The sequence below is a fragment of the Stenotrophomonas sp. 62841_Sma genome (genome assembly GCF_056482945.1).
This window is the reverse complement of record NZ_CM151224.1, coordinates 3,081,040-3,106,157: the sequence shown is the minus strand read 5'-3', so window position 1 is coordinate 3,106,157 and position 25,118 is coordinate 3,081,040. Positions and strand designations below refer to the sequence as shown.

General features: G+C 65.8%; 20 protein-coding genes and 1 pseudogene. 8 read left to right on the top strand and 13 right to left on the bottom strand.

Annotated elements, in window-relative coordinates; translation table 11 throughout:
* Window positions 1-120: 120 nt before the first annotated feature.
* The 4 genes from ACZK5G_RS14585 to purB all read right to left on the bottom strand — a co-directional run bounded on the left by ACZK5G_RS14585 (window position 121) and on the right by purB (window position 5,975).
* On the bottom strand, window positions 121-1,017 hold the full coding sequence (locus tag ACZK5G_RS14585; protein WP_478463890.1) for a GNAT family N-acetyltransferase: 897 nt from the start codon (window positions 1,015-1,017) through the stop codon (window positions 121-123).
* A gap of 9 nt (window positions 1,018-1,026) precedes the next feature.
* Window positions 1,027-2,442, bottom strand: coding sequence for a ribosomal protein uL16 3-hydroxylase (locus tag ACZK5G_RS14580; RefSeq protein WP_121505109.1), 1,416 nt, complete (start codon window positions 2,440-2,442; stop codon window positions 1,027-1,029).
* Window positions 2,443-2,690: 248 nt separating this feature from the next.
* Window positions 2,691-4,042, bottom strand: a protein-coding gene (locus ACZK5G_RS14575; RefSeq protein WP_478463888.1) for an IS3-like element ISStma2 family transposase whose coding sequence is annotated in 2 segments (ribosomal slippage) — window positions 2,691-3,595 and window positions 3,595-4,042 — 1,353 coding nt in all. Because the reading frame shifts where the segments join, the coding sequence is not laid out codon by codon here.
* A gap of 565 nt (window positions 4,043-4,607) precedes the next feature.
* The gene (gene purB / locus ACZK5G_RS14570) at window positions 4,608-5,975 is read right to left on the bottom strand and encodes an adenylosuccinate lyase (RefSeq protein ID WP_478463887.1); all 1,368 of its coding nucleotides are present in this window, start codon (window positions 5,973-5,975) and stop codon (window positions 4,608-4,610) included.
* 294 nt (window positions 5,976-6,269) lie between these two features.
* Between purB and ACZK5G_RS14565 the strand changes: the two genes are divergently transcribed.
* Window positions 6,270-7,697: a class II fumarate hydratase gene (locus tag ACZK5G_RS14565; RefSeq protein WP_478463886.1), complete on the top strand. Its 1,428-nt coding sequence runs from the start codon at window positions 6,270-6,272 to the stop codon at window positions 7,695-7,697.
* 79 nt (window positions 7,698-7,776) lie between these two features.
* On the opposite strand, the gene ACZK5G_RS14560 is transcribed toward ACZK5G_RS14565, so the two are convergent.
* The 6 genes from ACZK5G_RS14560 to ACZK5G_RS14535 all read right to left on the bottom strand — a co-directional run bounded on the left by ACZK5G_RS14560 (window position 7,777) and on the right by ACZK5G_RS14535 (window position 12,118).
* The gene (locus tag ACZK5G_RS14560; protein ID WP_125892130.1) at window positions 7,777-8,202 is read right to left on the bottom strand and encodes a hypothetical protein; all 426 of its coding nucleotides are present in this window, start codon (window positions 8,200-8,202) and stop codon (window positions 7,777-7,779) included.
* A gap of 106 nt (window positions 8,203-8,308) precedes the next feature.
* Window positions 8,309-8,914 carry a YggN family protein gene (locus ACZK5G_RS14555; protein WP_010480405.1) on the bottom strand — a complete coding sequence of 202 codons (606 nt, stop codon included), beginning with the start codon at window positions 8,912-8,914 and terminating at the stop codon, window positions 8,309-8,311.
* A 31-nt stretch (window positions 8,915-8,945) separates the two neighbouring features.
* Entirely contained in the window at window positions 8,946-9,833 is an 888-nt protein-coding gene (locus ACZK5G_RS14550; RefSeq protein ID WP_032130457.1) for a DUF4097 family beta strand repeat-containing protein, read from the bottom strand.
* 25 nt (window positions 9,834-9,858) lie between these two features.
* Window positions 9,859-10,887: a hypothetical protein gene (locus ACZK5G_RS14545; protein ID WP_478463884.1), complete on the bottom strand. Its 1,029-nt coding sequence runs from the start codon at window positions 10,885-10,887 to the stop codon at window positions 9,859-9,861.
* Window positions 10,884-11,759: an ABC transporter ATP-binding protein gene (locus tag ACZK5G_RS14540; RefSeq protein ID WP_032130455.1), complete on the bottom strand. Its 876-nt coding sequence runs from the start codon at window positions 11,757-11,759 to the stop codon at window positions 10,884-10,886. Before ACZK5G_RS14540 ends, ACZK5G_RS14545 begins: the two co-directional genes overlap by 4 nt.
* Entirely contained in the window at window positions 11,759-12,118 is a 360-nt protein-coding gene (locus ACZK5G_RS14535; RefSeq protein ID WP_006453095.1) for a GntR family transcriptional regulator, read from the bottom strand. The genes ACZK5G_RS14540 and ACZK5G_RS14535 overlap by 1 nt, the downstream gene beginning before the upstream one ends.
* 612 nt (window positions 12,119-12,730) lie before the next feature.
* Between ACZK5G_RS14535 and ACZK5G_RS14530 the strand changes: the two genes are divergently transcribed.
* The 6 genes and pseudogenes from ACZK5G_RS14530 to ACZK5G_RS14505 all read left to right on the top strand — a co-directional run bounded on the left by ACZK5G_RS14530 (window position 12,731) and on the right by ACZK5G_RS14505 (window position 18,817).
* Window positions 12,731-13,318 carry a glutathione peroxidase gene (locus tag ACZK5G_RS14530; RefSeq protein WP_019337359.1) on the top strand — a complete coding sequence of 196 codons (588 nt, stop codon included), beginning with the start codon at window positions 12,731-12,733 and terminating at the stop codon, window positions 13,316-13,318.
* Between the two features lie 96 nt (window positions 13,319-13,414).
* The gene (locus ACZK5G_RS14525) at window positions 13,415-14,392 is read left to right on the top strand and encodes an FKBP-type peptidyl-prolyl cis-trans isomerase N-terminal domain-containing protein (protein ID WP_478463883.1); all 978 of its coding nucleotides are present in this window, start codon (window positions 13,415-13,417) and stop codon (window positions 14,390-14,392) included.
* 23 nt (window positions 14,393-14,415) lie between these two features.
* On the top strand, window positions 14,416-15,765 hold the full coding sequence (locus tag ACZK5G_RS14520; protein WP_478463881.1) for a UDP-glucose dehydrogenase family protein: 1,350 nt from the start codon (window positions 14,416-14,418) through the stop codon (window positions 15,763-15,765).
* Window positions 15,758-15,997 carry a SlyX family protein gene (locus tag ACZK5G_RS14515; protein ID WP_019660397.1) on the top strand — a complete coding sequence of 80 codons (240 nt, stop codon included), beginning with the start codon at window positions 15,758-15,760 and terminating at the stop codon, window positions 15,995-15,997. Before ACZK5G_RS14520 ends, ACZK5G_RS14515 begins: the two co-directional genes overlap by 8 nt.
* A gap of 10 nt (window positions 15,998-16,007) precedes the next feature.
* Window positions 16,008-16,697, top strand: a complete 690-nt coding sequence (locus ACZK5G_RS14510) for a DUF2058 domain-containing protein (RefSeq protein ID WP_032127660.1) — start codon at window positions 16,008-16,010, stop codon at window positions 16,695-16,697.
* A gap of 47 nt (window positions 16,698-16,744) precedes the next feature.
* Window positions 16,745-18,817: pseudogene (locus tag ACZK5G_RS14505) on the top strand (acyltransferase family protein).
* Window positions 18,818-19,006: 189 nt separating this feature from the next.
* Here the strand turns inward: ACZK5G_RS14505 and metH are convergent.
* From metH to ACZK5G_RS14490, 3 genes are read right to left on the bottom strand one after another with little or no spacing between them, the layout of a single operon-like run.
* Window positions 19,007-21,691: a methionine synthase gene (gene metH, locus ACZK5G_RS14500; protein ID WP_478463879.1), complete on the bottom strand. Its 2,685-nt coding sequence runs from the start codon at window positions 21,689-21,691 to the stop codon at window positions 19,007-19,009.
* A 57-nt stretch (window positions 21,692-21,748) separates the two neighbouring features.
* Complete coding sequence (locus ACZK5G_RS14495; protein WP_478463877.1) at window positions 21,749-22,840, bottom strand: homocysteine S-methyltransferase family protein; 1,092 nt, start codon at window positions 22,838-22,840, stop codon at window positions 21,749-21,751.
* A 13-nt stretch (window positions 22,841-22,853) separates the two neighbouring features.
* Window positions 22,854-23,783: an ArsR/SmtB family transcription factor gene (locus tag ACZK5G_RS14490; protein WP_010480432.1), complete on the bottom strand. Its 930-nt coding sequence runs from the start codon at window positions 23,781-23,783 to the stop codon at window positions 22,854-22,856.
* Window positions 23,784-23,936: 153 nt separating this feature from the next.
* On the opposite strand from ACZK5G_RS14490, the gene ACZK5G_RS14485 reads away from it, so the two are divergent.
* Window positions 23,937-25,085, top strand: a complete 1,149-nt coding sequence (locus tag ACZK5G_RS14485; RefSeq protein WP_032127665.1) for an acyl-CoA dehydrogenase family protein — start codon at window positions 23,937-23,939, stop codon at window positions 25,083-25,085.
* Window positions 25,086-25,118 lie beyond the last annotated feature (33 nt).

Sequence of the window (25,118 nt, the reverse complement as noted above, 5' to 3'; positions counted from 1 at the left end):
CCTGCGCGGGCGCGTTCAAACAGCCAAATTGTACCCCCAACCGGACACGAAGGGGCAGCACCAGAGGTATCGCGCGTCCCCCGGTGCCGGTTCCAGACAGGTTGAGTCAGTCCGCTCCGCTCAGATGCCGAGCGCGCGCAGTTCGCTGCAATCACGCGAACGGTCCCAGACGCGCTGCAATTGCTGCTCGAACGGCTGCGAACGTGCCGGCAGCGCGATGCCGGCTTCGCCGTCGAGGCGATGGCCGATCAGACGAAAGTAGAAGTCGCCCGCATCGTTGAGCAGACAGGCCGAGGCCAGTGCACGGTCGACCGGGTCGGTGACCTCGCGGAACTGGATCACGCTGGGCAGGCGCTGGGCCAGCGCCAGCAGCGGCGCCCCGCTAGATGCGATCGCGGCGGCGTCGTGCACGATCACCCGCAGCTGCTTGTCGTGGCGGGCGGTGACGAAGCGGCGCAGGGCGGCCTGTACCGGGGGCGCGTCGAGCAGCCCGGGGTCCAGCTGGCGGCTGTGCAGCCATAGCTGGCGACGGGCGCGGTGGATGATGGCCGTGGTGATGGCCACCGCCTCGGCGCGGCTGTCGATGGCGCTGGCCGCGCCCAGCCGGCGGCGCATCTGCTGGTGGCCGATGCCGGCCTCCTCGAACACCTCGCCTTCGGGCAGGAAACCCTGGCGGGCATAGAAGTCACGGGCGGGCAGCTGGGCGTGCAGATGCAGCTCGGCCAGGCCGAGCCGGCGCCCGGCCTCCACCAGTGCTTCCAGCAGGGCCCCGCCGACCCCGTGGCTGCGATGGCTGGCCAGCACCGCCATGCGGCCGATGCGGCCATCCGGGGCCAGCCGGCCCGTGCCGACCGGCTGGTTGTCACTGTCCAGCGCCAGCACATGGGCACTGACCGGGTCCAGCCCATCGCGTTCCAGCTCGGCGGCGATGCCCTGTTCCTGCACGAACACGCGTTGGCGCACCTCGTGGATGGCAACGTGGGCATCGGCGTGGCTGACCTGCTGGACCCGGATCATGGTGGCGACTCAGGCGCGGCCAGCACCGCTGTCGTCTTCCTCGTCGTCCTCGAAGTTGACGATGACCTCGATGCCGTCGTCGTGCACGGTCACGGAGTGGACATCGTCGGACACCGCGTCGGCGTCGATCGCATCCACGCGGTCGCGGCCTTCGACGACCTCGCCGAGCACCACGGCATCCTCGCCGTCGTCCTCGTCTTCGGCCTCGTATACCTCATTCGGGTCGATCAGCTGGAACACCCCACCGACCAGCAGCTGCTGGACCACGGCACGGCCCTTGTCGGACAGGCCGCGATAAGCGGCGGCGTCCAGCTGTTCGGTGCCAGCCAGGCGCTGCGCGTCCTTCACCGGCAGCGCGAAGTCCTGGCCGCTGACATACAGGCTGGCGCCACGCTTGGCCCGGCGCCAGGCCAGCCGGGCCCACGGGTGGCGCTGCAGCAGCAGGCCCGATGCCAGGGCCTGGACCACTTCTTCCTGTGCCGGTGCGGCCTGGTGGGCCATCACTTCGCCGGCCGCGCGGTAGGTGGTGATGAAGCGGCCGAACCAGTCGCCCAGCTTGTCCGGGTCGTTCATGCGGATGGCGTTGAGCGCGGTGATCACCCGCGCCATCGCCACCGTGTCGATTTCGTTCGGGTCGGCCGGCACCTTCAGGTCGGCATCCTGGTAGCGGATGTTCTCGTCGGCATCGGCGATCAGGGTGTCCAGGTAGTCGCTGATCAGCTCGGCCGAAGACGGCGCGCGCATGCCGAACGAGAATGTCAGGCAGGGATCTTCGGCGACGCCGTGGTGCGGCACGTTCGGCGGCAGGTACAGCATGTCGCCCGGCGCCAGCACCCAGTCGTGGGTCGGCTTGAACACCTTCAGCAGCTTCAGCTCCACGTCGGGGCGGAAGCCCAGCGGCGGCTGCTTGCCCTTGATCGATTCGCTGGCATCGATCTGCCAGCGGCGATGGCCATGGGCCTGCAGCAGGAACACGTCGTACTGGTCGACATGGGCGCCGACCGAGCCGCCGGTGGCGGCGAAGCTGATCATCACGTCATCCATGCGCCAGCGCGGCAGGAAGCTGAAGTGCTCGATCAGGGCGCGCACGTCCGGGTCCCACTTGTCCACGTCCTGCACCAGCAGGGTCCAGTCGTGGTCGGGGAGGGCGGGGAACACGTCTTCCTGGAATGGACCGGTGCGTACGCGCCAGCCGTCCTGGGTCTTGTCGTGCTCGATCAGGCGTGCCAGCACGCCTTCCTCGCAGGCCAGCCCGGCCAGGTCTTCCGGCTGCACCGGGGTCTGGAAGTTGGGGAAGGCGTTGCGGATCAGCAGCGGGCGTTTCTGCCAGAAGTCGCGCAGGAAGGTGGCCGGCGCCATGCCCAGCGGCTGGCCGGGGCGGGCGGTGACTTCGATGAGGGGGGCGGAGGACTTGCGGGCGGCCATGGGGGAATCCTTGCAGCGGAAAGCGGGAGGCGCGGCGCGGCGGGCCGCCTGAGATCTCCATTGTCCGCCGTTCGTGGGCATTGCGCACGTGCGCGGGTTTGTCGCGGGGGTTCCGGCCAACGGCTGAGCCCCTCGTGGCGGGGTCTGGTCGCGTAAAGCGCTGGCTTCATGGGCTGGGCCGGGCGGGGTGGGTTCGCGGGACACGCCGTAAACCCATCCATGAAGTGACCCCCGAGACTTGGACGGGGTCAGGCGGCCGATTGGGCCTGCTCCCGGTACTTTACCGGGCTCAGACCTTTCAGTTTCAGTTTGATGCGCTCTTCGTTGTAGTACTGGATGTATTCCACCAGCCCAGCTTCCAGACTCTCGATGCTGTCAAAGCTGTTCAGGTAGAAGAATTCCGACTTCAGCGTCCCAAAGAAGCTCTCCATCGCCGCATTGTCCAGGCAGTTGCCGCGCCGGGACATGCTTTGTTTCAACGAGTGCTTTTCCAGCATGTGCCGGTAGTTTTCATGCTGGTACTGCCAGCCCTGGTCGGAGTGGATCATGGGGCGCTCATCCGGGGGAAGCTTCTTGATGGCCTCCTCCAGCATTTGGCCCACCAGATCAAATACGGGCCGACGCTTGATCTGATAAGCCACGATTTCACCGTTGTAGAGGTCCATGATCGGCGACAGGTACAGCTTCATGCCCTGCACCTTGAACTCGGTCACGTCAGTCACCCACTTCTGGTTGGGGCGCTCGGCATGGAACTGGCGATTGAGGTCATTGCCAACCACAACATTGGCCGCCCCCTTGAAGGCCTGGTAGCGCTTCACACGCACCCGCGATTTCAGTCCCATCTCCCCCATCAGGCGCTGAACCCGCTTGTGATTGGTCCGATGACCCTGATTGGCCAATTCCAGCGTCACCGTGCGATAGCCATAGCGCCCTTGGCTTTGATCGTAGATTGCACGGATGCGCTCGCACAGGGCTGCCTCATCCTGATCCGGATGGGCCAGGACATGGTTCTGGTAATAGAACGTACTGCGTGACAGCTCAGCTGCTTCGAGCAGAAGCGACAGCGTATGAACCTGCCTCAATCCCTGGACGGCTTGCGCTTTGCGTCCTGCGCCGCCTGCTCTTCCCGGATCAAGGCATCGAGTTTTTTTAGGTAGTCGGTCTCCGCACGCAGATAGGCGACTTCCTTGAGCAGCTCATCGCGGCTCATATCCTCAGGTGGCTTGGACGAACGGGTCTTTTTCATCGGCTTTCGGGGCGGCGGCGGAGGGGGTGCCAACGCTTGGGCACCGCCTTGAGCATACAGGCGCCGCCATCGCCCCACCGCGCCGGCATCGCCAATTTGAAAGTAGGTGGTGGCCTCCCGCCCGGACATGCCGTCCTGGCTCATTTTCTCCAGGACAGCCAGTTTGAACGGGAGGTCATAGGACCGGGCATGGCGATGAAATCCCCGCCAACCATGCAGCCGATAGGTCGCCACCCAGCGCCTGACCGTGGAGAACTCCAGGCCGTGGCGACGGGCAATGGCTTTGACCGATGTGGAGGTCTTGCAGGCCTCTTTGGCGACCTGCAGTTTGAAACGCGCGTCGTATTTGTTCATGTATCCCTCGGGGTTGGATCTGGTGTCCAACTCCCGGGGGTCACTTCACCATGGGGGCTCGATGGCGCCATCCATGGCGCCAACGGTCCCGTGAACCCACCCCGCCCGGCCCCTGACAGTTTCCTGCGCGGCCCGCCACGGAATGGAAGAAGAAGATCAAAGGCAAAAGCGGGTCGTGCGCTGCGCTTGCTCATGCTCCTGTAGAGCCGAGCCCATGCTCGGCTTGCTGTTGGAACAAGCAGCCGAGCATGGGCTCGGCTCTACAATCAGCCAAAAACAACAGAGGGACGCGGCGAAGCCGCGTCCCTCTTCCAAATTCCGTCCCGACAACCCAATGCTCTTCGATCCGTCACCGGGAATCTGTCAGAGGTGGGGCGGGTTGGGTTCGCGGGACCGTTGGCGCCATGGATGGCGCCATCGAGCCCCCAAGGACGGGTTCACGGCGTCCCCCGCGAATCCAACCCGCCCCGCCAAGCACGGCAAAAACCCAGAGCCGCTCTTGACGTTGATGTTGCCGTTGCCTGCCGCAGGCAGCGCCCGCGGCCGCCGCCGCAAAGGAAACTCCTTAAATCTTCTTCGCCAGCGACTCGGCCAGGCCGGTGTAGCTGCCCGGGGTCATCTCCAGCAGGCGCTGCTTCGCATCCGCCGGCAGCTCCAGCCCCTGCACGAACGCCCGCATCGATTCCGCCGTGATGCCCTGGCCGCGGGTCAGCGCCTTCAGCTGCTCGTACGGGTTCGGCAGGCCATGGCGGCGCATCACCGTCTGCACGGCTTCGGCCAGCACTTCCCAGGCCGCGTCCAGATCGGCATCCAGGCGCTGCGGGTTCACTTCCAGCTTGCCCAGGCCCTTGGCCAGCGAATCCAGCGCCACCTGGCTGTGGCCGAACGCGGTACCCAGTGCACGCAGCACAGTGGAGTCGGTCAGGTCACGCTGCCAGCGGCTGATCGGCAGCTTTGCGCTGAAGTGCTCGAACAGCGCGTTGGCAATGCCGAAGTTGCCTTCCGCATTCTCGAAGTCGATCGGGTTGACCTTGTGCGGCATCGTCGACGAGCCGACTTCGCCTTCCTTCAGGCGCTGCTTGAAGTAGCCCAGCGAAACGTAGCCCCAGATGTCACGGGCCAGGTCGATCAGGATGATGTTGGCGCGGCGTGCGGCATCACCGATCTCGGCGATGTTGTCGTGCGGTTCGATCTGCGTGGTGTACGGGTTGAACACCAGGCCCAGGCCGGTCACGAAGCGCTCGGCGAAGGCCGGCCAGTCCACGTCCGGGTAGCTGGCGATGTGGGCGTTGTAGTTGCCCACCGCGCCGTTGATCTTGCCGGTCAGTTCGACCGCAGCGATCTGCCTGCGCTGGCGCTCCAGGCGGGCGACCACGTTGGCCAGTTCCTTGCCCAGGGTGGTGGGCGAGGCGGTCTGGCCGTGGGTGCGCGACAGCATCGGCTGGCCGGCCTGGGCGTGGGCCAGGCTGCGCAGGCTGTTGGCGATGCCGTCCAGGGTCGGCAGCAGCACGTCGCGGCGGGCCTGTTCCAGCATCAGGCCGTAGCTGAGGTTGTTGATGTCTTCGCTGGTGCAGGCGAAATGCACGAATTCCAGCGCCGGGGCCAGCTCGGCGTCGTCCTTCAGCTGTTCCTTGATGAAGTACTCCACCGCCTTGACGTCATGGTTGGTGGTGCGTTCGATCTCCTTCACGCGCGCGGCCTGGACCGGGCTGAAGCTGGCGGCCAGGGCGCGCAGGCGGGCGACGGCGGCGTCGGAGAACGGGGCCAGTTCGACGATGCCCGGCTCGGCGGCCAGGGCCAGCAGCCACTCCACTTCGACCGTGATGCGGGCCTTGATCAGGCCGTACTCGGAGAAGATCGGGCGCAGGGCGTCGACCTTGCCGGCATAGCGGCCATCGAGCGGGGACAGGGCGAGCAGGGCGGAATCGGACATGTCGGCAGGGCTGGGGCGAGCGGCGGGGGCCATATTCTACGACGTGCCGGTGAGGGAGTGCCGGCCGCTGGCCGGCAACCACGCCCGGCCCACGATTCCATGGATTGCCGGCCAGCGGCCGGCACTACCCCTTGCGCGTGCAGATCGGCCCTGCGGATGAAACGATCTGGCCCGCCCTCGTCATCCCACGCTGCGGGCAAGGGAGTATCGTTGGCGCAGCCGCCAGCCCGGGAAGCGACACCCTGCCAGCCGCCGCTTCCCTTTCCCCAACTGAAGTAGTGCGGAGTTGATGCAATGAGCAAAGCTGCAAGCAAGGGTTTCAGAATCGAACACGACAGCATGGGCGAGCTGCAGGTGCCTGCGGACGCCCTGTGGGGCGCCCAGACCCAGCGTGCCGTGCAGAACTTCCCGGTGTCGGGCCAGCGCATGCCGCGCGGTTTCATCCGTGCCCTGGGCCTGGTCAAGGGCGCCGCCGCGGGCGTCAACGCAGAACTGGGCCACCTGCCGAAGAACGTGGCCAGGGCCATCCAGACCGCTGCCGCCGAAGTGGCCGCCGGCAACTGGGACGCGCAGTTCCCGATCGATGTCTACCAGACGGGTTCTGGCACGTCGTCGAACATGAATGCCAATGAGGTCATCGCCACCCTGGCCAACCGTGCCGGCAAGGCGGGCAAGACCAGTGTGCACCCCAATGACCACGTCAACCAGGGGCAGAGCTCCAACGACGTGATTCCGACCGCGTTGCGGGTGTCGGCGGTGTTGGCGACGCATGAGCAGCTGCTGCCGGCGCTGGTGCACCTGCGCAAGACCCTGGACAAGAAGGGCCGCAGCCTGCGCAAGGTGGTCAAGACCGGCCGCACCCACCTGATGGATGCGATGCCGCTGACCTTCGAGCAGGAATTCGGCGCGTGGTCGGCGCAGCTGGCGTCGGCGCAGGAGCGTATCGAAGACAGCCTCAAGCGCGTGCGCCGGCTGCCGCTGGGTGGCACCGCCATCGGCACCGGCATCAATGCCGATCCGCGCTTCGGTGCACAGGTGGCCAAGGCACTGAAGCAGCAGACCGGTTTCAAGTTCGACAGTGCCGAGAACAAGTTCGAAGGCCTGGCCGCACAGGACGACGCGGTGGAGCTTTCCGGTCAGCTCAATGCGCTGGCGGTGGCGCTGATCAAGATCGCCAACGACCTGCGTTGGATGAACGCCGGTCCGCTGGCCGGGCTGGGCGAGATCGAACTGCCGGCGCTGCAGCCGGGCAGCTCGATCATGCCGGGCAAGGTCAACCCGGTGATTCCGGAAGCGACGGTGATGGCCTGTGCACAGGTGATCGGTCACCACACTGCGATCACCGTGGCCGGGCAGACCGGCAACTTCCAGCTCAACGTCACCCTGCCGCTGATCGCAGTGAACCTGCTCGATGGCATCGGCCTGCTGGCCAACGTGTCCACCCTGCTGGCCGACAGTGCGATTGCCGGGCTGAAGGTGCGCGAGGACCGCGTTGCCGAGGCGCTGGCGCGCAACCCGATCCTGGTTACCGCCCTCAACCCGATCATCGGCTACGAGAAGGCTGCGGCGATTGCCAAGCGTGCGTACAAGGAACAGCGCCCGGTGCTGGATGTGGCGCTGGAGGACAGTGGACTGGAGGAGGCCGAGCTGCGTCGCCTGCTGGACCCGACCGCGCTGACCGCCGGTGGCATCCAGGCGGGGGGCGGTGGCGCCGGCGGCTGATCGGCCGGTTGGGTAGCGCCGGGCCGTGCCCGGCGCTACCGGGTCAACGAAGAACGCCGCCCTCGGGCGGCGTTTTTCTTCAACGACGGTCGGCGACGATGTTGCCGAAGGTGTCGGTGTAATCCTTGAACTCCGGGATGCGCTGGATCAGGTCCGCCGGAATCACGTCCATGCCCTCCGGCGGCTGGATCTTCACCGGCTGCATGTTGGGATCGGCCGGTGCGGCCACCAGGGTGTTCTGGCGCAGCACCTGCAGCTTGCCGAACATGGTCTGCAGCATCTGTTTCTGCCCGTCGTCCAGCGGAATCTGGATCTCGTCCATCTTCATCGTGCCGTCGGCGAGGATGATGATGTTCGGCGCGGGCGGGCGACGCACGGTGACCATGCCTTCGCTGACGGAAATCTTGGGCTTGCCACGCTCGGCGCGGTGGTTGCGGTACTCCTGGTCACAGCCGGCCAGGCCAAGGCAGAGCAGGGCGGTCAACAGCAGAAACAGCTTCTTCATGACATTCGGTTCGGGGGCGTCCGGGGCCGCCATTGTAAGCCGGGCGGCGCACTACGGCCGGCAGCCAGACGCCGCTGCCGGCCGGGTGCGCTGATCTGTCACAGGCCTAGCGCTGGACCACGGTGTCCTTGCCGCAGTCGTCCACGTCGCCCTGGTCCATGGTCGCGTAGGGCTTGAATGCCGGCAGTTCACGTGCGAGCGCCTGCTGGCTGGCCAGCATCGCCGGAAGGCGGTCGCAGATGCGCTTGGCCTGGGCTTCGATCTTCTCGGCTTCGGCATTGATGCGCTTTTCGACACCTTCGCTGTCGCCACTGAAAATGCCCTTCAGCGCTTCGCCGGCAGCACTGGCACCCAGTTTGGCGCCGGCCAGGCCGACATCCATGCCGTCCATCGCGATGGCGACCACGTGGCCGCGGTAGTCCTGCAGATGACGGCGCTGGATATCGTTGGCGGCGATCTCCTTGCCCGCGATCAGCAGGCGGCCATCCGGCGTGATCTCCGCACGCGGCTGCTTGTCCGCCGAGATCTTGATGTTGCCCTGGGCGATATCCTTGCGGGCATCGTCCATGGCGTTCCTGACGGTCTCGCCGACGCCGCCTGTGGCTTCGGCCACACTCTTGCCAACGGTCTTGTCGGGTGCTGACGACGTGCCGCCGCAGGCGATGAGCGGCAGGGACAGCAGCACAGCGGGCAACAGGCGCAACAGGTTCATGGTGTTCCCCTGGTAGTGTCTGGAAGAGGGTTTACTTGCTGCGCGGCAGAGTGACCCGGCCGCTGACGTTGCGATGATCGACGTCACCGCTGCCGCTGTGGTCGACGGTCAGCGTGCCGCGCACGCCGTCGACGTTGATGTCGCCCGAGCCGTGGCTGCGGACATGCACGTTGCCGCCGATGTCGGCCAGATCGACCCCGCCGGAGCCGACCACGCCCACTTCAACGCTGCCCTGCACGCGCTTGAACTCGATATCACCCGAGCCCACGGTATCCAGCCGCGCGTTGCCACGCACATCGCTGATCTTCAGGTCACCGGAGCCGACGGTACCGGTGCTGGCATCGCCGCTGATGTTGCGTACGGTGACGTCGCCGGAACCCAGCGACAGCAGATTCAGGGAGCTGCCGCCATCGATGTTGAGGTCGCCCGAACCCACTGCAGCGTGGATGCTGCCGCGGGTACCGCGGACCACGGCATCACCGGAACCCACATCCACGCTCAGCGACTGTGCGTTCTCCACGCTGGCATCGCCCGAGCCGATCTTGAACTGCAGCGGCATGTTGTCCGGCACGCTGCCACGGATATCCAGCCAGGCGTAGCTGTTGCCCAGGCTGATGCCGCTTTGGCGGCCGTCGCGGCGCAGGCTCACCACCAGCTTGTCGCCGACCTTGCGCTGCTCCAGCACCAGCTGGTCCAGCCATTCCTGGCTGGACGCGCAGGCGCGGCCGTCCAGCTGGCCGCCGCCAGCGCTGGCGACCACCTTCAGGTCATGCTGATTGACCTCGAACACCACCGTCCTGGCACCAGCCACGTCCAGCTTCAGTGCGCGGGCGGCAGTGAACTTGCAGTTCGGAGCATCGGCGGCCAGCGCCGACAACGGCAACAGCAACAACGCAGAACAGGCGAGCAAAGAACGCATGGGTGGTGCCTCCGGATGGATGGGATCAGATCTCGCCGGCGCGCTTGCGCAGGCGGATGGCAAGGAAGATGAACGCTGCACCGACGACGGCGCCGATCCACAGCTCCGGCATCGCCAGCGACTTCAGCTGCGAGGTGGGGGACATCAGGCTGACGACCGAGTCCAGATCGCGGCGCGATGCTTCGTCGGCGCCGAGGCGATACAGCAGGTCCATGCCGGGCACGCCGCCCAGCAGCAGGCGGCCGACGATGTTCTGCCAGAACCAGCCGGTGGTCAGGCCGAACAGCGGCATCATCTTGGTGGAGCTGACAATGATGCCGGCAAACAGCGGCAACATTACCGCCCACAGGAACGGCTTGCTCCTGGCCCATGCCGAGCACAGCAACAGCCAGCCGGCGGTGGGCAGGGCCCACAGGGCATAGACCGGAATCCAGGCCAGGTGCCCAGCGGCCAGGATCAGCGGGCTGGCCGGGCCCCAGATCAGGGTCATCGGGCTGCCGCCGTGCAGCAGTGCGACGGCGCTGATGATCAGCATGAAGCCAAACATGGTGAGGATGCCGGCGATGACCGCGATCAATGGTGCCACGATCAGTGCGCTGATCACCTTGGACAGCACGGTCTGCGTGTCCGACAGCGGCAACGACTTCCAGAACAGGATGCTGCGGTCACGGCGATCGTCGTAGAGGGCGCCCAGGCAGTAGAAGAACACGACGAAGGCCAGCACCACGAACGGCCAGCTTGAACTGAGTACCAGAGTCAGGTCCAGGCCGTTGCCAAGATCAGCAAGGTCCTTGGCACTGATGTCACGGGTGAGCAGGGCCAGGTTCAGGCCGTTGATGTTCACGTTCTCGCCATCGATGTGCAGGCCGCCGTCGCGTGCTGCACGGTTCAGCGCGAACAGGCCGAAGGCAATGCCGGCGATGCTCATCACCAGTGAGATCAGGCCCGCGATCAACGGGGCATACAGGAAGCCGCCGCGGTTCTCCCAGTACTCGCGCTTGAGCAGCCAGCGCAGGGTGCCGATCGGGCTGACGGGGTGGTTGACGGCATTCATGCGTAGGTCCCCTTCATGATGGCGACGAACAGGTCGGCCAGGCCCGGGATGCGGGTCTCGCCGAGAGAGGAAAGCTGGGTGCGCGGCACGCCATCGAACAGCATCACTGTCTTGCCGAACGCCAGGCTGCGCTCGTCGATCGGCTTCAGGGCGCGCGCGGTGTCCAGCTGGTCGGCATTGACCAGCAGCTCGGTATAGCGCTGGCCGACGTCGTCCATTTCCGCGTCGAGCACGATGCGGCCATCACGGATGAACATGACGTCGCTGAGGATGTGCTCGATCTCCTCCACCTGGTGGGTGGTGACGATGATGGTCTTCTGTTCGTCGAAATAGTCTTCCAGCAGGCGCTGGTAGAACTCCTTGCGGTACAGGATGTCCAGGCCCAGGGTGGGCTCGTCCAGCACCAGGATGCGGGCATCGATGGCCATCACCAGTGCCAGGTGCAGCTGCACGATCATGCCCTTGGACAGTTCGCGCACGCGCTGCTTCGGCTGCAGCTTGGTGTTGGCCAGGAAGCGCTCGCAGCGGGCACGGTCGAAGCGCGGGTGCACGCCGGCCACGAAATCGATCGCCTCGCGGACCTTCAGCCAGCGCGGCAGCACGGCGACGTCGGCAATGAAGCAGATGTCGTTCATCAGTTCGTCGCGGTGCAGTCGCGGGTCGCGGCCGAGCACGCTCAGTTCACCCTCCACCGAGGTCAGCCCAAGAATGGCCTTCAGCGCGGTGGTCTTGCCGGCGCCATTGGGCCCGATCAGGCCGACGATGCGTCCGCTTGGAATGCTGAAACTGGCGTTGTCGAGGGCGACTGTGGTCTTGTAGGCCTTGCGCAGGCCTCGGGCGGTGATGACCGACTCACTTGCAGTGCTATTCATCAGACTTTCCCCTGGGGCAGCAATTCGTCGAGGCTCAGGCCCAGGCGCTGGATGCGCTCCAGAACCGCCGGCCATTCTTCGTTGAGGAAACGGTCGCGCTCGCTGCTGCGCAGCTGCGTGGCCGCCTGCTCGGTCATGAACATGCCCAGGCCGCGGCGCTTCTCGACCAGGCCTTCGTCGGCCAGCTCCTGGTAAGCGCGCGAAACGGTGATGGGGTTGAGTTGATAGTCGGCGGCCACCTGGCGCACCGAAGGCAGGGCATCGCCCGGCTTGAGGATTCCGTCGAGCATCATGGCGATCACGCGCTCCTTCAACTGACGGTAGATGGGAGCGCCGTCGCTCCACTGGATGTCGCTCATGTTCAGCTCCGTGGGGTCAGCGGCTGGGCGAACGAGAAATACGGCATGGACAGCGCGCTGTGCAGCCGACGCGGGGGAGGGGGGGAGGAGGGGGCGTTCCCTGCGGGGGAGAGAGTCGCGTCCTGCGCACTTTCAGCAGCGGCGGAAACAGGGGCGGTGGGCGTGGCCCACCAGGCCAGCACGAGCAGGGTCGAAACAGCGACGGCCGCGGGTGCGGTGAGGTTGCGACGGATCCGGACGTTCATGGCTTCCCCCTGTCTCAGGTGACTGGTGTTGTATGCAACTATAACACCGGCACGCCTACGTGCAACCCCTTGCCGTCCCCAACTGATGGCAGGGGTGGTCAGATTGCTGAAACATCCCTTTAGTCGATTGATTTAAAAGGGAAATGAATCTTCTGCAGGGGGCTTTTCGGGCCGGCCTTCCATTCAGTGATGTCCATGCTATGTCACCACTGCGCCTTCGATGGCGCCCGGGCAGCACATTCGCCACGCCGCGCAAAGCCCGGGGGGACCTGTGCCATCAGGGGCTCCAGAGCCCGGTGCTATAGTTCGGCCGATTCCCGGCCAGCACTGGCCGGGCCTTGTGAATGGCTACCGCGGACCGCCTCTGATGCCCCTGCCGACCGTTTCCCCGTGCCGCCTGCGCGGCCTGTCCCTGCTGGCCCTGATGGTGGCCGGCGCCGCCGGTTCCGCCAGTGCGCTGGCGGCCGACCTGCTCGATCTGGAATACCGGCCGTTGGCCAGCAAGCAGCAGGTGAATCTGCAGCAGCGCTATCACGGGCAGGTGCTGCTGGTGGTCAATACCGCCAGCAAGTGTGGCTACACGCCGCAGTACGAAGGGCTGGAGGCGCTGCAGAAGCGCTATGCAGGCCGCGGTTTTGCGGTGCTGGGCTTTCCTTCCAATGACTTCAAGGGCCAGGAACCGGGTGACGAGAAGCAGATCCAGGACTTCTGCACCCTGACCTACGGCGTCAAGTTCCCGATGTTCGAGAAGGTGCATGTGGTCGGCACGCAGGCCACGCCGCTGTACCAGCGGTTGACCGCAGCGACCGGCGTTGCGCCGGCCTGGAACTTCCACAAGTACCTCGTGGGCCGCGATGGCAAGGTCATTGCCCAGTTCGCCAGCAAGGTGACGCCGGACGATCCGCAGCTGACCGCGGCCATCGACAAGGCGCTGGCGGCAGCCGCCACGCATTGATATCCAGCACGCATGCCTCGACATCGACGGCATGCGTGCGACAATGTTTCTTTTCGCGCCGACGTCGGCGCCCAGACACTTCCAGGAATGCAGCGAATGAAGATGGGAATGCGCGGCGCCGCGGCGTCGGTTCTGATTCTGGCGATGGGCACTTCGGGTGTCGCTCTGTCGCAACAACCGGCTGCCCCCGCAGCCGCCAAGGAGACCGCAACCTTGAATTCCCCCAAGCAGAAGCTCGGCTACGCCATCGGCCTTGATGTCGCCAAGTCGTTCACCCCGATCGCCGATGAGATCGATGTGGCCGCCCTGCGCACCGCCGTTGAGCGTTCGTTCGAGGGCCTGCAGCCGCAGATCACCCAGGAACAGGCCAAGGCCACCGATGCCGCCCTGCGCCAGGTCGTGATGGCCCGCAGCGGCCAGCAGGTGCCGGGCGTGGCACCGGGCTCGCAGCCGCCGAAGGTCGACCGCGTCAAGGTGTCGCAGATGATCGGCTCCTACTCGGTGGGTCCGTCGCTGGCGCAGCTGAAGGACGATATCGATGTCGCCTCGTTGTTTGACGCAATCAGCACCGGCCTGACCAAGGGCCAGCCGAAGATGACGGAAGCTGACGCGACCGCCACCATCCAGGCCTTCATGGGTGCCAAGCAGGCTGAAATGCAGGCCAAGGCCGCCCAGGCTGAGCAGACCAACCGCACGGAAGGCAACGCATTCCTGGCCAAGAACAAGACCCAGCCGGGCGTGGTGACCACCTCGTCGGGCCTGCAGTACCAGGTGATCCGCCCGGGTAGCGGCGAGCGCCCGCTGCCGAGCAGCAAGGTGCGCGTGAACTACGAAGGCAAGCTGCTCAACGGCACCGTGTTCGACAGTTCCTACGGCCGCCAGCCGGCCGAGTTCGGTCTGGACCAGGTGATCAAGGGCTGGACCGAAGGCGTCGCGCTGATGCCGGTCGGTTCGAAGTACCGCTTCTGGATCCCGGGCGAACTCGCCTACGGTGAGAACGGCACCCCGGGCGGCCCGATCGGCCCGAACGCGACTCTGACGTTCGACGTCGAGCTGCTGGGCGTTCTGCCGTAAGTCATTCAGGAGCGAATACGGATATGCGCGTTGCGATTTTTGGTACCGGCTACGTTGGACTGGTGACCGGTACCTGCCTGGCCAATGTTGGTCATCAGGTGGTCTGTGTCGATATCGACCAGGCCAAGGTGGATGGCCTCAACCAGGGCATCATCCCGATCTATGAACCCGGCCTGGAGCCGATGGTGAAGGCCAACCATGCCGCAGCGCGGCTGGCGTTCACCACGGATGCCGCGGCCGCCATCGATCACGGCCAGGTGGTGTTCATCGCCGTTGGTACGCCACCGGACGAGGATGGCAGTGCCGATCTTCAATACGTGCTTGCCGTAGCCCGGACCATTGGTCGGCACATGAGTGTGCCGACCGTGGTGGTGAACAAGTCGACGGTGCCGGTCGGCACCGCCGACAAGGTGCGTGCCGCCATTGCCGAAGAGCTGGCCGCGCGTGGCGCGGACATCGCCTTCGACGTGGTGTCCAACCCGGAATTCCTGAAGGAAGGCGATGCGGTTGCGGACTGCATGCGCCCGGACCGCATCATCATCGGTGCGGCGAACGAAGAGTCGGTGGCGGTGATGCGTCGCCTGTACGCGCCGTTCAACCGCAACCACGACCGCGTGGTGGAAATGGACGTGCGTTCGGCCGAACTGACCAAGTACGCCGCCAATGCGATGCTGGCGACCAAGATTTCGTTCATGAATGAAATCGCCAACATCGCTGAACGCGTCGGTGCCGATGTCGAGCAGGTCCGCCAGGGCATTGGTTCGGATCCACGCATCGGCTGGCACTTCATCTATCCGGGTGCCGGTTACGGCGGCTCGTGCTTCCCCAAGGACGTGCAGGCATTGGCCCGTACCGCCCAGCAGTATGGCCTTGAGCCGAAGCTGCTCAATGCGGTTGAAGCGGTCAACGATGCGCAGAAGGGCCATCTGTTTGCCCTCATCCAGCGTCATTACGACAAGGGCGAGGACGAGGGCGTGCGTGGAAAGACCTTCGCCGTATGGGGTCTGGCCTTCAAGCCGAACACCGACGACATGCGTGAGGCCTCCAGCCGTCGACTGCTGGCGCAGCTGTGGGAAGGCGGTGCGACGGTGCGTGCCTACGATCCGGAGGCGATGCACGAGTCGCAGCGCATCTTCGGCGAACGCGATGACCTGGTGTTCTGCAACAGTGCCGATGAAGCGCTGCAGGGTGCCGACGCGCTGGTGGTGGTCACCGAGTGGAAGCAGTTCCGCAGCCCCGACTTCCAGAAGCTGCGCGAGCAGCTGAAGGATGCGGCGGTGTTCGACGGCCGCAACCTGTATGAGCCGGGCGAAGTGGAAGCCGCAGGTCTTGCGTACTACGGCATTGGCCGGGGGCGCTCGTTGCATGTCTGATCTGCCCACTGAACGCGAGCAGGCGCTGGAAGCGCGCCTGGTCGAGCTGGAAATGCGCGTGTCCTTCCAGGAACAGGCGCTGGCCGAGCTGAGCGACGCGCTGGCTGATGCCCGCATGCAGGGCATGCGCAACGCCGATGTGCTGCGCGTGCTGCTGGAAGACCTGGGCAAGGTCCGCAACGCACTGAATTCTTCCGATCCGGCGAGCGAACCGCCGCCGCCGCACTACTGATCCGAATCCTATGAGCGATACCCTCCGCGACCAGCTGATGGGCCTGGGCTTCAAGCCCGCGCCCAAGCCCGAGCGCAAGAATGATGGCCCCCGCCGTGATGGCCGCCCGCAGGGCAAGGGTGGCAACGGCAACGGCAATGGAAAGCCGCAGGGCGCAGGCAAGGGCGAGCACAAGCCCGGTGAGCGTCGTGGGCAGGGCCATGGCGCGGGCAAGCCCGGCGGGCATGCGCGCGGTGGCCAGGGCCAGCAGGGCCCGCGCAAGCCGCGCAGCACCGAAGAGATGGACCTGGCCAAGGCCTATGCCATCCGGGCGCAGCGGGAGAAGGAAGAGCGCATCGAGACCGAGCGCCTGAAGCAGGAAGAAGCACGCGTGCGCCGCGAGGCGAAGGCCAAGCTGGAAGAACTGCTGAAGGACAAGAGCCTCAACGCCGAGGCAGCGGACATCGCCCGCCACTTCCCGTATGGCGGCAAGATCAAGCGCATCTATGTGACCGCCGAACAGCTGACCGCGCTCAATGCCGGTGAGCTGGGTGTGGTCCAGCTCAATGGCCGCTACCTGCTGGTAACGGCCGACGTGCTGGCACAGTCCGAGGCGGTGTTCGCCGCCTCGGTGGCGCTGAAGGTCGATCCGAATGCGCCGGCCGAGGAAGATCCGTATGCGGATCCGCAGTACCAGGTGCCGGACGACCTGGTCTGGTAAAGGCGCAACCACCGCGGACGGCACTGCCCCCGCGGTTGGGGGAAGGGATGACCGCTGATCCAAGCCGTGGCTACGTGCCGCACATTGACGGCCTGCGCGCGATTGCCGTGCTGGCCGTCATCGTGTTCCACCTGGACCCGGCCTGGTTGCCGGGCGGGTTCACCGGCGTAGACGTGTTCTTCGTCATTTCCGGGTTCGTGGTCAGCGCGTCGGTGCACCGGCTGCCGCCGTAGTCGCTGTGGCAGTCGATGCTGCGCTTCTATTCGCGACGCATCCGCCGCATCGCACCTGCGCTGATCAGCTGCCTGCTGTTGACCGCCGTCGGCAGCGTGCTGTTCATTCCCGAGTCCTGGCTCAGCGAGGCCAGTGACAAGACCGGGCTGATGGCATTCTTCGGCTTCAGCAACTGGGTGCTGGCGCTGATCGGCAACGATTATTTCGCGCCCAAGGCCGAATTCAATCCCTATACCCATACCTGGTCGCTGGGCGTGGAGGAGCAGTTCTACCTGCTGTTCCCGCTGCTGTTCCTGGCCTGGGCGCGCGGCGTGCGCGGGCGTTGGATCAGCCTTGGCCTGTTTGCCATGGTCAGCGCGGCGTCGCTGCTGCATGCGGCGGTGCTGGGCCTGCGCGAGGCGCCGCCATCGTGGGCGTTCTACGCCACCACTACGCGGCTGTGGCAGCTGGGTGTTGGCGTACTGCTGTTCCAGCTGCTGCATGTTCGCCAGCCAGTGGATGCGGTGACGACGATTGCACTGAAGCGCGCTGTGCCCGTGTTCTCGCTGCTCGCGATGGTGGCGCTGGCCTTGCTGTGCTGGGCATTGTGGACCGCACGGGCCGGACGTTCGCCGTGGCCTGATGGCCTGCTGCCGACCTTTGCTGCGGCAGGCCTGCTGTGGGCGCTGCATCATCATCCCCGGTCCTGGGTGGCACGCCTGTTGGCCAGCAGGCCGATGCGCTCCATCGGCCTGCTGTCGTACTCGCTGTATCTGTGGCACTGGCCGGTACTCGTGCTGATGCGCTGGACCGTGGGCCTGCAGACACCCCTGCAGATGAGCGCTGCGATGGCGCTGGTGCTGCTGCTGTCGTGGTTGTCGTGGCGCTGGGTGGAGCAACCGTTCCGGGGCCCCTTGGCGCAGCGTCTGCGCCCGGGTCGCTGGGTGCTGGCAGGTTCGGCTGTGCTGCTGGTCGCGGCCGGCACCCAGACGCTGCTGTACCTGCAGGCACCGCGGATATCACTGAGCACGGTCAGTCGGCATCCCGGCGACTGGTATCCCAACGGCAAGAGCGTGGCAGGCGACTATCCCGACTGCAGCCTGGTGACCACCAAGCGACGCTTCGAAGGTGGCAGCATGCGGACCTATGCGCGTGGTGACTGCGATCGGCCGGTGCGTGCCGGTGCGCCGAAGCAGGTGTTCGTTGCTGGCGATTCGCATGCAATGGCCTACATCGAGCTGCTGCAGCGGCTGGCGCTTGAGAGTGGCTCGGAGGTGATTCTCTACGGTCGTGGTGGATGCCCGCAGGTGAGCCTGCAGAAGTGGCGCGGCGCGGGTGCCGGTTGCAGTGATTTCGACGCAGCGATGCTCGCCGATGTCACGCAGCGTGCGCAGCCAGGTGATGCCGTGGTGCTGGTGTCGCTGCGGATACCGCGCTTGTCCGATCAGTTCGTATTGTTCGATGCGCAGGCGCAGCTGGCGGGCGAGCTGACCCCGGAAGCCACTGCAGGACGCGAAGCCGAAGTGGCCGAGGCGATCACCCAGTGGAAACCGTTGGCCGAGCGCGGTGTGCGAATTGTGCTGGAGGCGCCCAAACCGGTGCTGCCGGCGCCGCCGTATCGCTGCTCTGACCGCTTCAATTCACGCAACGAGGTCTGCCGCAACGGCCTGGACAGCACGCGTGAGGCGATGGAAACGCTGCGTGCGCCGATGCTGGGCAGCCTGCAGCAGGTGGTCGATGGCCTGCCAGGGGGTGTGCTGTGGGATCCGATGCCGGTGCTGTGTGATGACGTGCTGTGCCCGGCGCAGCGCGATGGCCGGCCGTTGTTCTTCGATGGCGATCACCTCAGCGCGCATGGCAACCGTGTGCTGCTGCCGTCGCTGCAGCAGGTACTGCTGCAGCAGTAGGACCGGCTCCGGCGTGCGCGGATCAGTGGCAGGCTCGGTGCGAAGAAGCACAGCAGTGCGCCGACCAGGGCAAACGACACCGGACGAGAAACTGTCAAAGCCCAGGGCAATGATGAAGCGAAAAGGGGACGGAGGGGATTAAGTCGTTTGTGCCCAAAACGACTTAATCCCCTCCGTCCCCTTTCTGTGTCATTCGGGGTCGTAGTCGAGGTTGGAGGCCAGCCAGCGCTCGGCCTGGGCGCGGTCCACGCCCTTGCGGCGGGCGTAGTCGCTGACCTGCTCGCGGCTGAGGCGGCCGACCACGAAGTACTGGCTCTGCGGATGGCTGAAGTAGTAGCCCGAAACGGCCGCCGTAGGCAGCATCGCGAAGCTCTCGGTCAGTTCCATGCTGGCGTTGGCTTCGGCCTGCAGCAGGTCGAACAGGCGTCGCTTTTCGCTGTGCTCCGGGCAGGCGGGGTAACCCGGTGCCGGGCGGATGCCACGGTACTGCTCGTCGATCAGCGCCTCGTTGTCCAGCGTCTCGGCGTGCTCATGGCCCCAGAATTCGATGCGCACGCGCTGGTGCAGGCGCTCGGCCAGCGCTTCGGCGAAGCGATCGGCGAGGGCCTTCAGCAGGATCGCGTTGTAGTCATCGTGGTCGGCTTCGAAGCGCGCTACGTGCGCGTCGATGCCGATGCCGGCAGTGACGGCGAAGGCGCCGATCCAATCCTGCCTGCCGCTGTCGGCCGGGGCGATGAAATCGGCCAGGCAGAAATCCGGGCGCTCGGCCGGCTTGTCCACCTGCTGGCGCAGGAAGTGCAGGGTGGTCTCGCCCTGCGGGTGCTGCACGCGCACGTCGTCGCCGATGCTGTTGGCCGGCCACAGGCCGAACACGGCCTTGGCGGTCAGCCATTTCCCATTGACGATGCGCTCAAGCATCGCGCGGGCGTCCCTGTACAGATCGCTGGCCTGGGTGCCGACGATTTCGTCGGTGAGGATGGCCGGGAACTTGCCGGCCAGCTCCCAGGCCTGGAAGAACGGCGTCCAGTCGATGTAGTCGACCAGTTCGGCCAGCGGGTAGTCGTCAAATACGTGCAGGCCGGGCTGGTTCGGTGCCGGCGGCGTGTAGCTGTCCCAGCCGCCCTGGAATTTCTGCCCACGCGCGTGTTCCAGCGAAACCAGGCGCTTGGCATCGCCACGGTTGCGATGGCGCGCGCGGATCTCGGCATAGTCGGCCTCGTTGGCGGCTACGAAGGCCTCGCGCAGGTCACGCGAGATCAGCGACTGGGCCACGCCGACCGCGCGCGAGGCGTCCTTCACCCACACCGTGGGCGCCTTGTAATGTGGGTCGATCTTCAGCGCGGTGTGCGCGCGCGAGGTGGTCGCTCCACCGATCAGCAGCGGCAGGTCGAAGCCCTGGCGCTGCATCTCCCGGGCCACGTGGCTCATCTCTTCCAGTGATGGAGTGATCAGGCCGGACAGGCCGATCAGGTCGGCGTTGTGCTCGCGCGCGGCATCAAGGATCTTCTGCGCCGGCACCATCACGCCAAGGTCGACCACCTCGAAGTTGTTGCAGGCCAAGACTACGCCGACGATGTTCTTGCCGATGTCATGCACATCACCCTTCACCGTGGCCATGATGATCTTGCCGTTGCTCTTGGCGGTGTCGCCACTGCGCGCCTTCTCGGCCTCGATGTAGGGCAGCAGGTAGGCCACGGCCTTCTTCATCACGCGCGCGGATTTCACCACCTGCGGCAGGAACATCTTGCCGGCGCCGAACAGGTCGCCGACCACGTTCATGCCATCCATCAACGGACCTTCGATCACGTCCAGCGGGCGGCTGGACGCCTGCCGGGCCAGTTCGGTGTCTTCTTCCACGAAGGCATCCAGGCCGTGCACCAGCGCGTGCGCCAGGCGCTGCGCCACCGGCTTCTCGCGCCAGGCGAGGTCTTCGGTCTTCGCCGCGCCCTTCTTGCCCTTGTAGCGCTCGGCGATTTCCAGCAGGCGCTCGGTGGCATCGCTGCGGCGGTTGAGGATCACATCCTCCACGCGCTCGCGCAGTTCCGGTTCCAGTTCGTCGTAGATCGGCATGGCGCCGGCGTTGACGATGCCCATGTCCATGCCGGCGGCAATGGCGTGGTACAGGAACACCGAGTGGATGGCCTGGCGCACCGTTTCGTTGCCGCGGAACGAGAACGAGACGTTGGAAACACCGCCGGACACATGGCAGTGCGGCAGCGTCTGCTTGATGATGCGGGTGGCTTCAATGAAGTCCACCGCATAGTTGTCGTGCTCTTCGATGCCAGTGGCGACGGCGAAGATGTTCGGGTCGAAGATGATGTCCTGCGGTGGGAAGCCGATCTCGTCGACCAGGATGCGGTAGGCGCGGGTGCAGATCTCGACCTTGCGTGCGCAGGTGTCAGCCTGGCCGCTTTCGTCGAATGCCATCACCACCGCGGCCGCGCCATAGCGCAGGACCTTGCGTGCGTGCTCGCGGAACAGCGCCTCGCCTTCCTTCAGCGAGATCGAATTGACCACGCTCTTGCCCTGCAGGCACTTCAGGCCGGCCTCGATCACGCTCCACTTGGAGGAGTCGACCATCACCGGAATACGGGCGATGTCCGGCTCGGACATGATCAGGTTGAGGTAGCGGGTCATCGCCGCTTCCGAATCAATCAGGCCCTCGTCCATGTTGACGTCGAGGATCTGCGCGCCGCTGGCCACCTGCTGGCGGGCCACGTCCACCGCTTCTTCGTAGCGGCCTTCCTTGACCAGCTTGCGGAACTGCGCGCTGCCGGTGACGTTGGTGCGCTCGCCGACGTTGATGAACAGAAGGTCCGGAGTGATGACCAGAGGTTCCAGGCCGGACAGGCGGGTAGGGCGGACAGGCGTCATGGCAGGCGTCAGCTCAACAGCAATAGGGCGGGAAGTGCGGAACGGTGGCGGCGACATTCATGCGGCCTGCTCCTGGATACCGGGCAGGGCGCGCGGCGGCAGCCCGGCCACGGCCTCGGCGATTGCGCGGATATGGTCAGGGGTGGAGCCACAGCAGCCACCGACCAGGTTCAACAGGCCATCCTCGGCGAAACCGCGCAGGGTGCTGGCCATGTCCTCGGGCGTCTCGTCGTACTCGCCGAAGGCATTGGGCAGGCCTGCGTTGGGGTGCGCGCTGACGTAGCAGTCGGCGACCTGCGAAAGGGTTTCCACGTGCGGGCGCATCGCGTCGGCACCCAGTGCGCAGTTCAGGCCGATCGACAATGGGCGCGCATGCGCGAGCGACGCGTGGAAGGCCTCGGCGGTCTGCCCGGACAGCGTGCGCCCAGAGGCATCGGTGATGGTGCCGGAGATCATCACGGGCAACCTTGCGCCGCGTGCATCGAAGGCCTCCTCCAGTGCATACAGCGCGGCCTTGGCATTGAGCGTGTCGAAGATGGTCTCGACCATGATGGTGTCGGCGCCGCCGTCGATCAGGCCGTCAATGGCTTCGCGGTACGTGTCGCGAAGCTCGTCGAAGCTGGTGTTGCGAAAGCCCGGATCGTTGACATCGGGACTGATCGAGGCGGTGCGGCTGGTCGGGCCGATCACCCCGATCACGAAGCGTGGCTTGCCTGGTGTGGTTGCGGCTACTGTATCGCAGCAGGTGCGTGCCACCGCTGCGCCAGCCTTGTTCAATTCGTACACCAGGTGTTCGAGGTGGTAGTCGGCCTGGCTGACCGACGTGGCGTTGAACGTGTTGGTCTCGACCAGATCCGCGCCCGCTTCGAGGTAGGCGGTATGGATGTCGGCGACGATCTGCGGCCGGGTCAGCAGCAGCAGATCGTTGTTGCCCTTCAGGTCATGCCCTTCCTGCACGGCGTGGTCGCAAGCGGGGCCATGCACATGATCGTAGCCACCGGCGAAGCGCTCGCCCCGGTAGTCGTCTTCCTGCAGGCCATGGCGCTGGATCATCGTACCCATCGCGCCGTCGATGATCAGGATCCGCTCGCGCAGGGCGTCGAGCAGGGCGTTGGCACGATCAGGATGCATCCAGGGCAGGGCAGGCATGGCGGTCTCGGGCTCAGGGCTTGTTGGCGATCAGCGAAATCACTTCGAAGTGCGGCGGACGCTTTTCGCGGGTGACTGTCTCCAGGCTGGACACCTGCAGGCCGGCCTTGTCGACGAACCTGCGCAGCTCCTTGTCGCTGAAGCCGAGGTTGACGTGGCCGTAGGCCTCCACCGCCGCCTTGTGCTCGTGGCGGGCCAGGCTGCACAGCAGCAGGCGGCCGCCAGGGCGCAGCACGCGTGCGGCTTCGGTCACCGCCTGCGCCGGTTTGCTGGCGTAGGTCAGCGCATGCATCAGCACCACCAGGTCGAAGCTGCCGTCCTTGAACGGTAGCGCATGCATGTCGCCCTCGCGCACTTCCACATTGGGCAGGCGGCGCAGGCGCTCGCTGGCGGCGGCAACCACGCGCGCGCTGGTATCGATGCAGATGTAGCGCTTGGCATGCGGGGCGACGAGTTCGGCCAGCACGCCGTCACCGGAGGCGATGTCCAGCACGTCGCCGGTCTCCAGCAGCGGCAACGCGGTACGCGCGAGGGCTTCCCAGGTGCGGCCGGGAGAATAGTGGCGCTCCATGTCGCCGGCCACGCTGTCGGCCCAGTTCTGGTCGGAGGCACGGTGGGCCAGCACGGCGGCGACACGTTCAGCGTCCTGCCGCAGCAACGGGTCGTCGCTTCCATTGCTCAAGGCATGCCACAATGCACGCTGCGCCGGGTCCAGCTGGGCCTCGTCGAAGCGGTAATAGGCCGACACGCCCGCACGGCGGTCGCGGACCAGGCCGGCTTCCTTCAGGCGCGCCAGGTGGGTGGACACCCGCGGCTGTGCCAGCCGGGTGATCGCCGACAGTTCGGCCACGGTCAGTTCCTCCTGCTCCAGCAGCGCCAGCAGGCGCACGCGGGTGGCATCGGCGAACACCTTGAGGCGGGTCGACCAGTCTTCCAGATCCATAAATATCTACCTATCGCGATATAGAGATATATTCGCTGAGAACGCCTGCCGCGGTCAAGTCGCTGGCGTACGGAAACTGGCGGGCCCCGGTACAATCGAGGCACCTGGGCGCGCGGTGCGCGGCCCATAACTTCATGTACCCGGGAGGGTGTTGTGGATTTCAGCTTTACTGAAGAGCAGTTGATGCTGCAGGACGTGGCGCGGCGCATCGCGCAGGAAAAGATCGCCCCCAGCGCGGAGCACCATGACCGCACCGGCGAGTTCCCGCTGGACAACATCCGCCTGCTGGGCGAAAACGGCCTGATGGGCATCGAAGTGCCGACCGAATACGGTGGCGCGGGCATGGACCCGGTGGCGTACGTGTTGGCGATGGTGGAGGTCGCCGCCGCCGACGCTGCCCACTCGACCATCATGTCGGTCAACAACTCGCTGTTCTGCAACGGCATCCTCACCCACGGTACCGAGGAACAGAAGCAGACCTACGTGCGTGCCATCGCCGAAGGCGAGGCCATCGGCGCGTTCGCGCTGACCGAGCCGCAGTCCGGTTCGGACGCCACCGCCATGCGCTGCCGTGCAGTGAAGCAGGCCGATGGCACCTTCGTCATCAACGGCAAGAAGAGCTGGATCACCTCCGGCCCGGTGGCCAAGTACATCGTGCTGTTCGCAATGAGCGAGCCGGAAAAGGGCGCGCGCGGCATCACCGCCTTCATCATCGATACCGACAAGGCGGGCTTCGGTCGCGGCAAGACGGAGCCGAAGCTCGGCATCCGCGCTTCGGCCACCTGCGAGATCGAGTTCAACGACTACGTGGCGCAGGCTGAAGACGTGCTGGGCCAGGAAGGCGAGGGCTTCAAGATCGCCATGAGCGTGCTCGATGCTGGCCGCATCGGTATCGCCTCGCAGGCCATCGGCATCGCCCGTGCCGCCTATGAAGCGACCCTGGAGTACGTGAAGGAGCGCAAGGCGTTCGGCGCGGCCATTGGTACCTTCCAGATGACCCAGGCCAAGATCGCCGACATGAAGTGCAAGCTGGACGCAGCGCTGCTGCTGACCCTGCGCGCGGCGTGGGTGAAGGGCCAGGGCAAGCGCTTCAGCACCGAAGCGGCGGTGGCCAAGCTGACCGCCTCGGAAGCGGCGATGTGGATCACCCATCAGGCCGTGCAGATTCATGGCGGCATGGGATATTCGAAGGAAATGCCGCTGGAGCGCTACTTCCGTGATGCCAAGATCACCGAGATCTACGAGGGCACCTCGGAAATCCAGCGCCTGGTGATTGCCCGCAACGAGACCGGGCTGCGCTGATGGACCCGACGGGGCGGCGATTGCCGCCCCGTT

What these genes read in the sequence shown, in the direction of transcription:
- ACZK5G_RS14585 (WP_478463890.1), bottom strand. Translation starts at nt 1,017, where the DNA reads ATGATCCGGGTCCAGCAGGTCAGCCACGCCGATGCCCACGTTGCCATC.
- ACZK5G_RS14580 (WP_121505109.1), bottom strand. Translation starts at nt 2,442, where the DNA reads ATGGCCGCCCGCAAGTCCTCCGCCCCCCTCATCGAAGTCACCGCCCGC.
- purB (WP_478463887.1), bottom strand. Translation starts at nt 5,975, where the DNA reads ATGTCCGATTCCGCCCTGCTCGCCCTGTCCCCGCTCGATGGCCGCTAT.
- ACZK5G_RS14565 (WP_478463886.1), top strand. Translation starts at nt 6,270, where the DNA reads ATGAGCAAAGCTGCAAGCAAGGGTTTCAGAATCGAACACGACAGCATG.
- ACZK5G_RS14560 (WP_125892130.1), bottom strand. Translation starts at nt 8,202, where the DNA reads ATGAAGAAGCTGTTTCTGCTGTTGACCGCCCTGCTCTGCCTTGGCCTG.
- ACZK5G_RS14555 (WP_010480405.1), bottom strand. Translation starts at nt 8,914, where the DNA reads ATGAACCTGTTGCGCCTGTTGCCCGCTGTGCTGCTGTCCCTGCCGCTC.
- ACZK5G_RS14550 (WP_032130457.1), bottom strand. Translation starts at nt 9,833, where the DNA reads ATGCGTTCTTTGCTCGCCTGTTCTGCGTTGTTGCTGTTGCCGTTGTCG.
- ACZK5G_RS14545 (WP_478463884.1), bottom strand. Translation starts at nt 10,887, where the DNA reads ATGAATGCCGTCAACCACCCCGTCAGCCCGATCGGCACCCTGCGCTGG.
- ACZK5G_RS14540 (WP_032130455.1), bottom strand. Translation starts at nt 11,759, where the DNA reads ATGAATAGCACTGCAAGTGAGTCGGTCATCACCGCCCGAGGCCTGCGC.
- ACZK5G_RS14535 (WP_006453095.1), bottom strand. Translation starts at nt 12,118, where the DNA reads ATGAGCGACATCCAGTGGAGCGACGGCGCTCCCATCTACCGTCAGTTG.
- ACZK5G_RS14530 (WP_019337359.1), top strand. Translation starts at nt 12,731, where the DNA reads ATGCCCCTGCCGACCGTTTCCCCGTGCCGCCTGCGCGGCCTGTCCCTG.
- ACZK5G_RS14525 (WP_478463883.1), top strand. Translation starts at nt 13,415, where the DNA reads ATGAAGATGGGAATGCGCGGCGCCGCGGCGTCGGTTCTGATTCTGGCG.
- ACZK5G_RS14520 (WP_478463881.1), top strand. Translation starts at nt 14,416, where the DNA reads ATGCGCGTTGCGATTTTTGGTACCGGCTACGTTGGACTGGTGACCGGT.
- ACZK5G_RS14515 (WP_019660397.1), top strand. Translation starts at nt 15,758, where the DNA reads ATGTCTGATCTGCCCACTGAACGCGAGCAGGCGCTGGAAGCGCGCCTG.
- ACZK5G_RS14510 (WP_032127660.1), top strand. Translation starts at nt 16,008, where the DNA reads ATGAGCGATACCCTCCGCGACCAGCTGATGGGCCTGGGCTTCAAGCCC.
- metH (WP_478463879.1), bottom strand. Translation starts at nt 21,691, where the DNA reads ATGACGCCTGTCCGCCCTACCCGCCTGTCCGGCCTGGAACCTCTGGTC.
- ACZK5G_RS14495 (WP_478463877.1), bottom strand. Translation starts at nt 22,840, where the DNA reads ATGCCTGCCCTGCCCTGGATGCATCCTGATCGTGCCAACGCCCTGCTC.
- ACZK5G_RS14490 (WP_010480432.1), bottom strand. Translation starts at nt 23,783, where the DNA reads ATGGATCTGGAAGACTGGTCGACCCGCCTCAAGGTGTTCGCCGATGCC.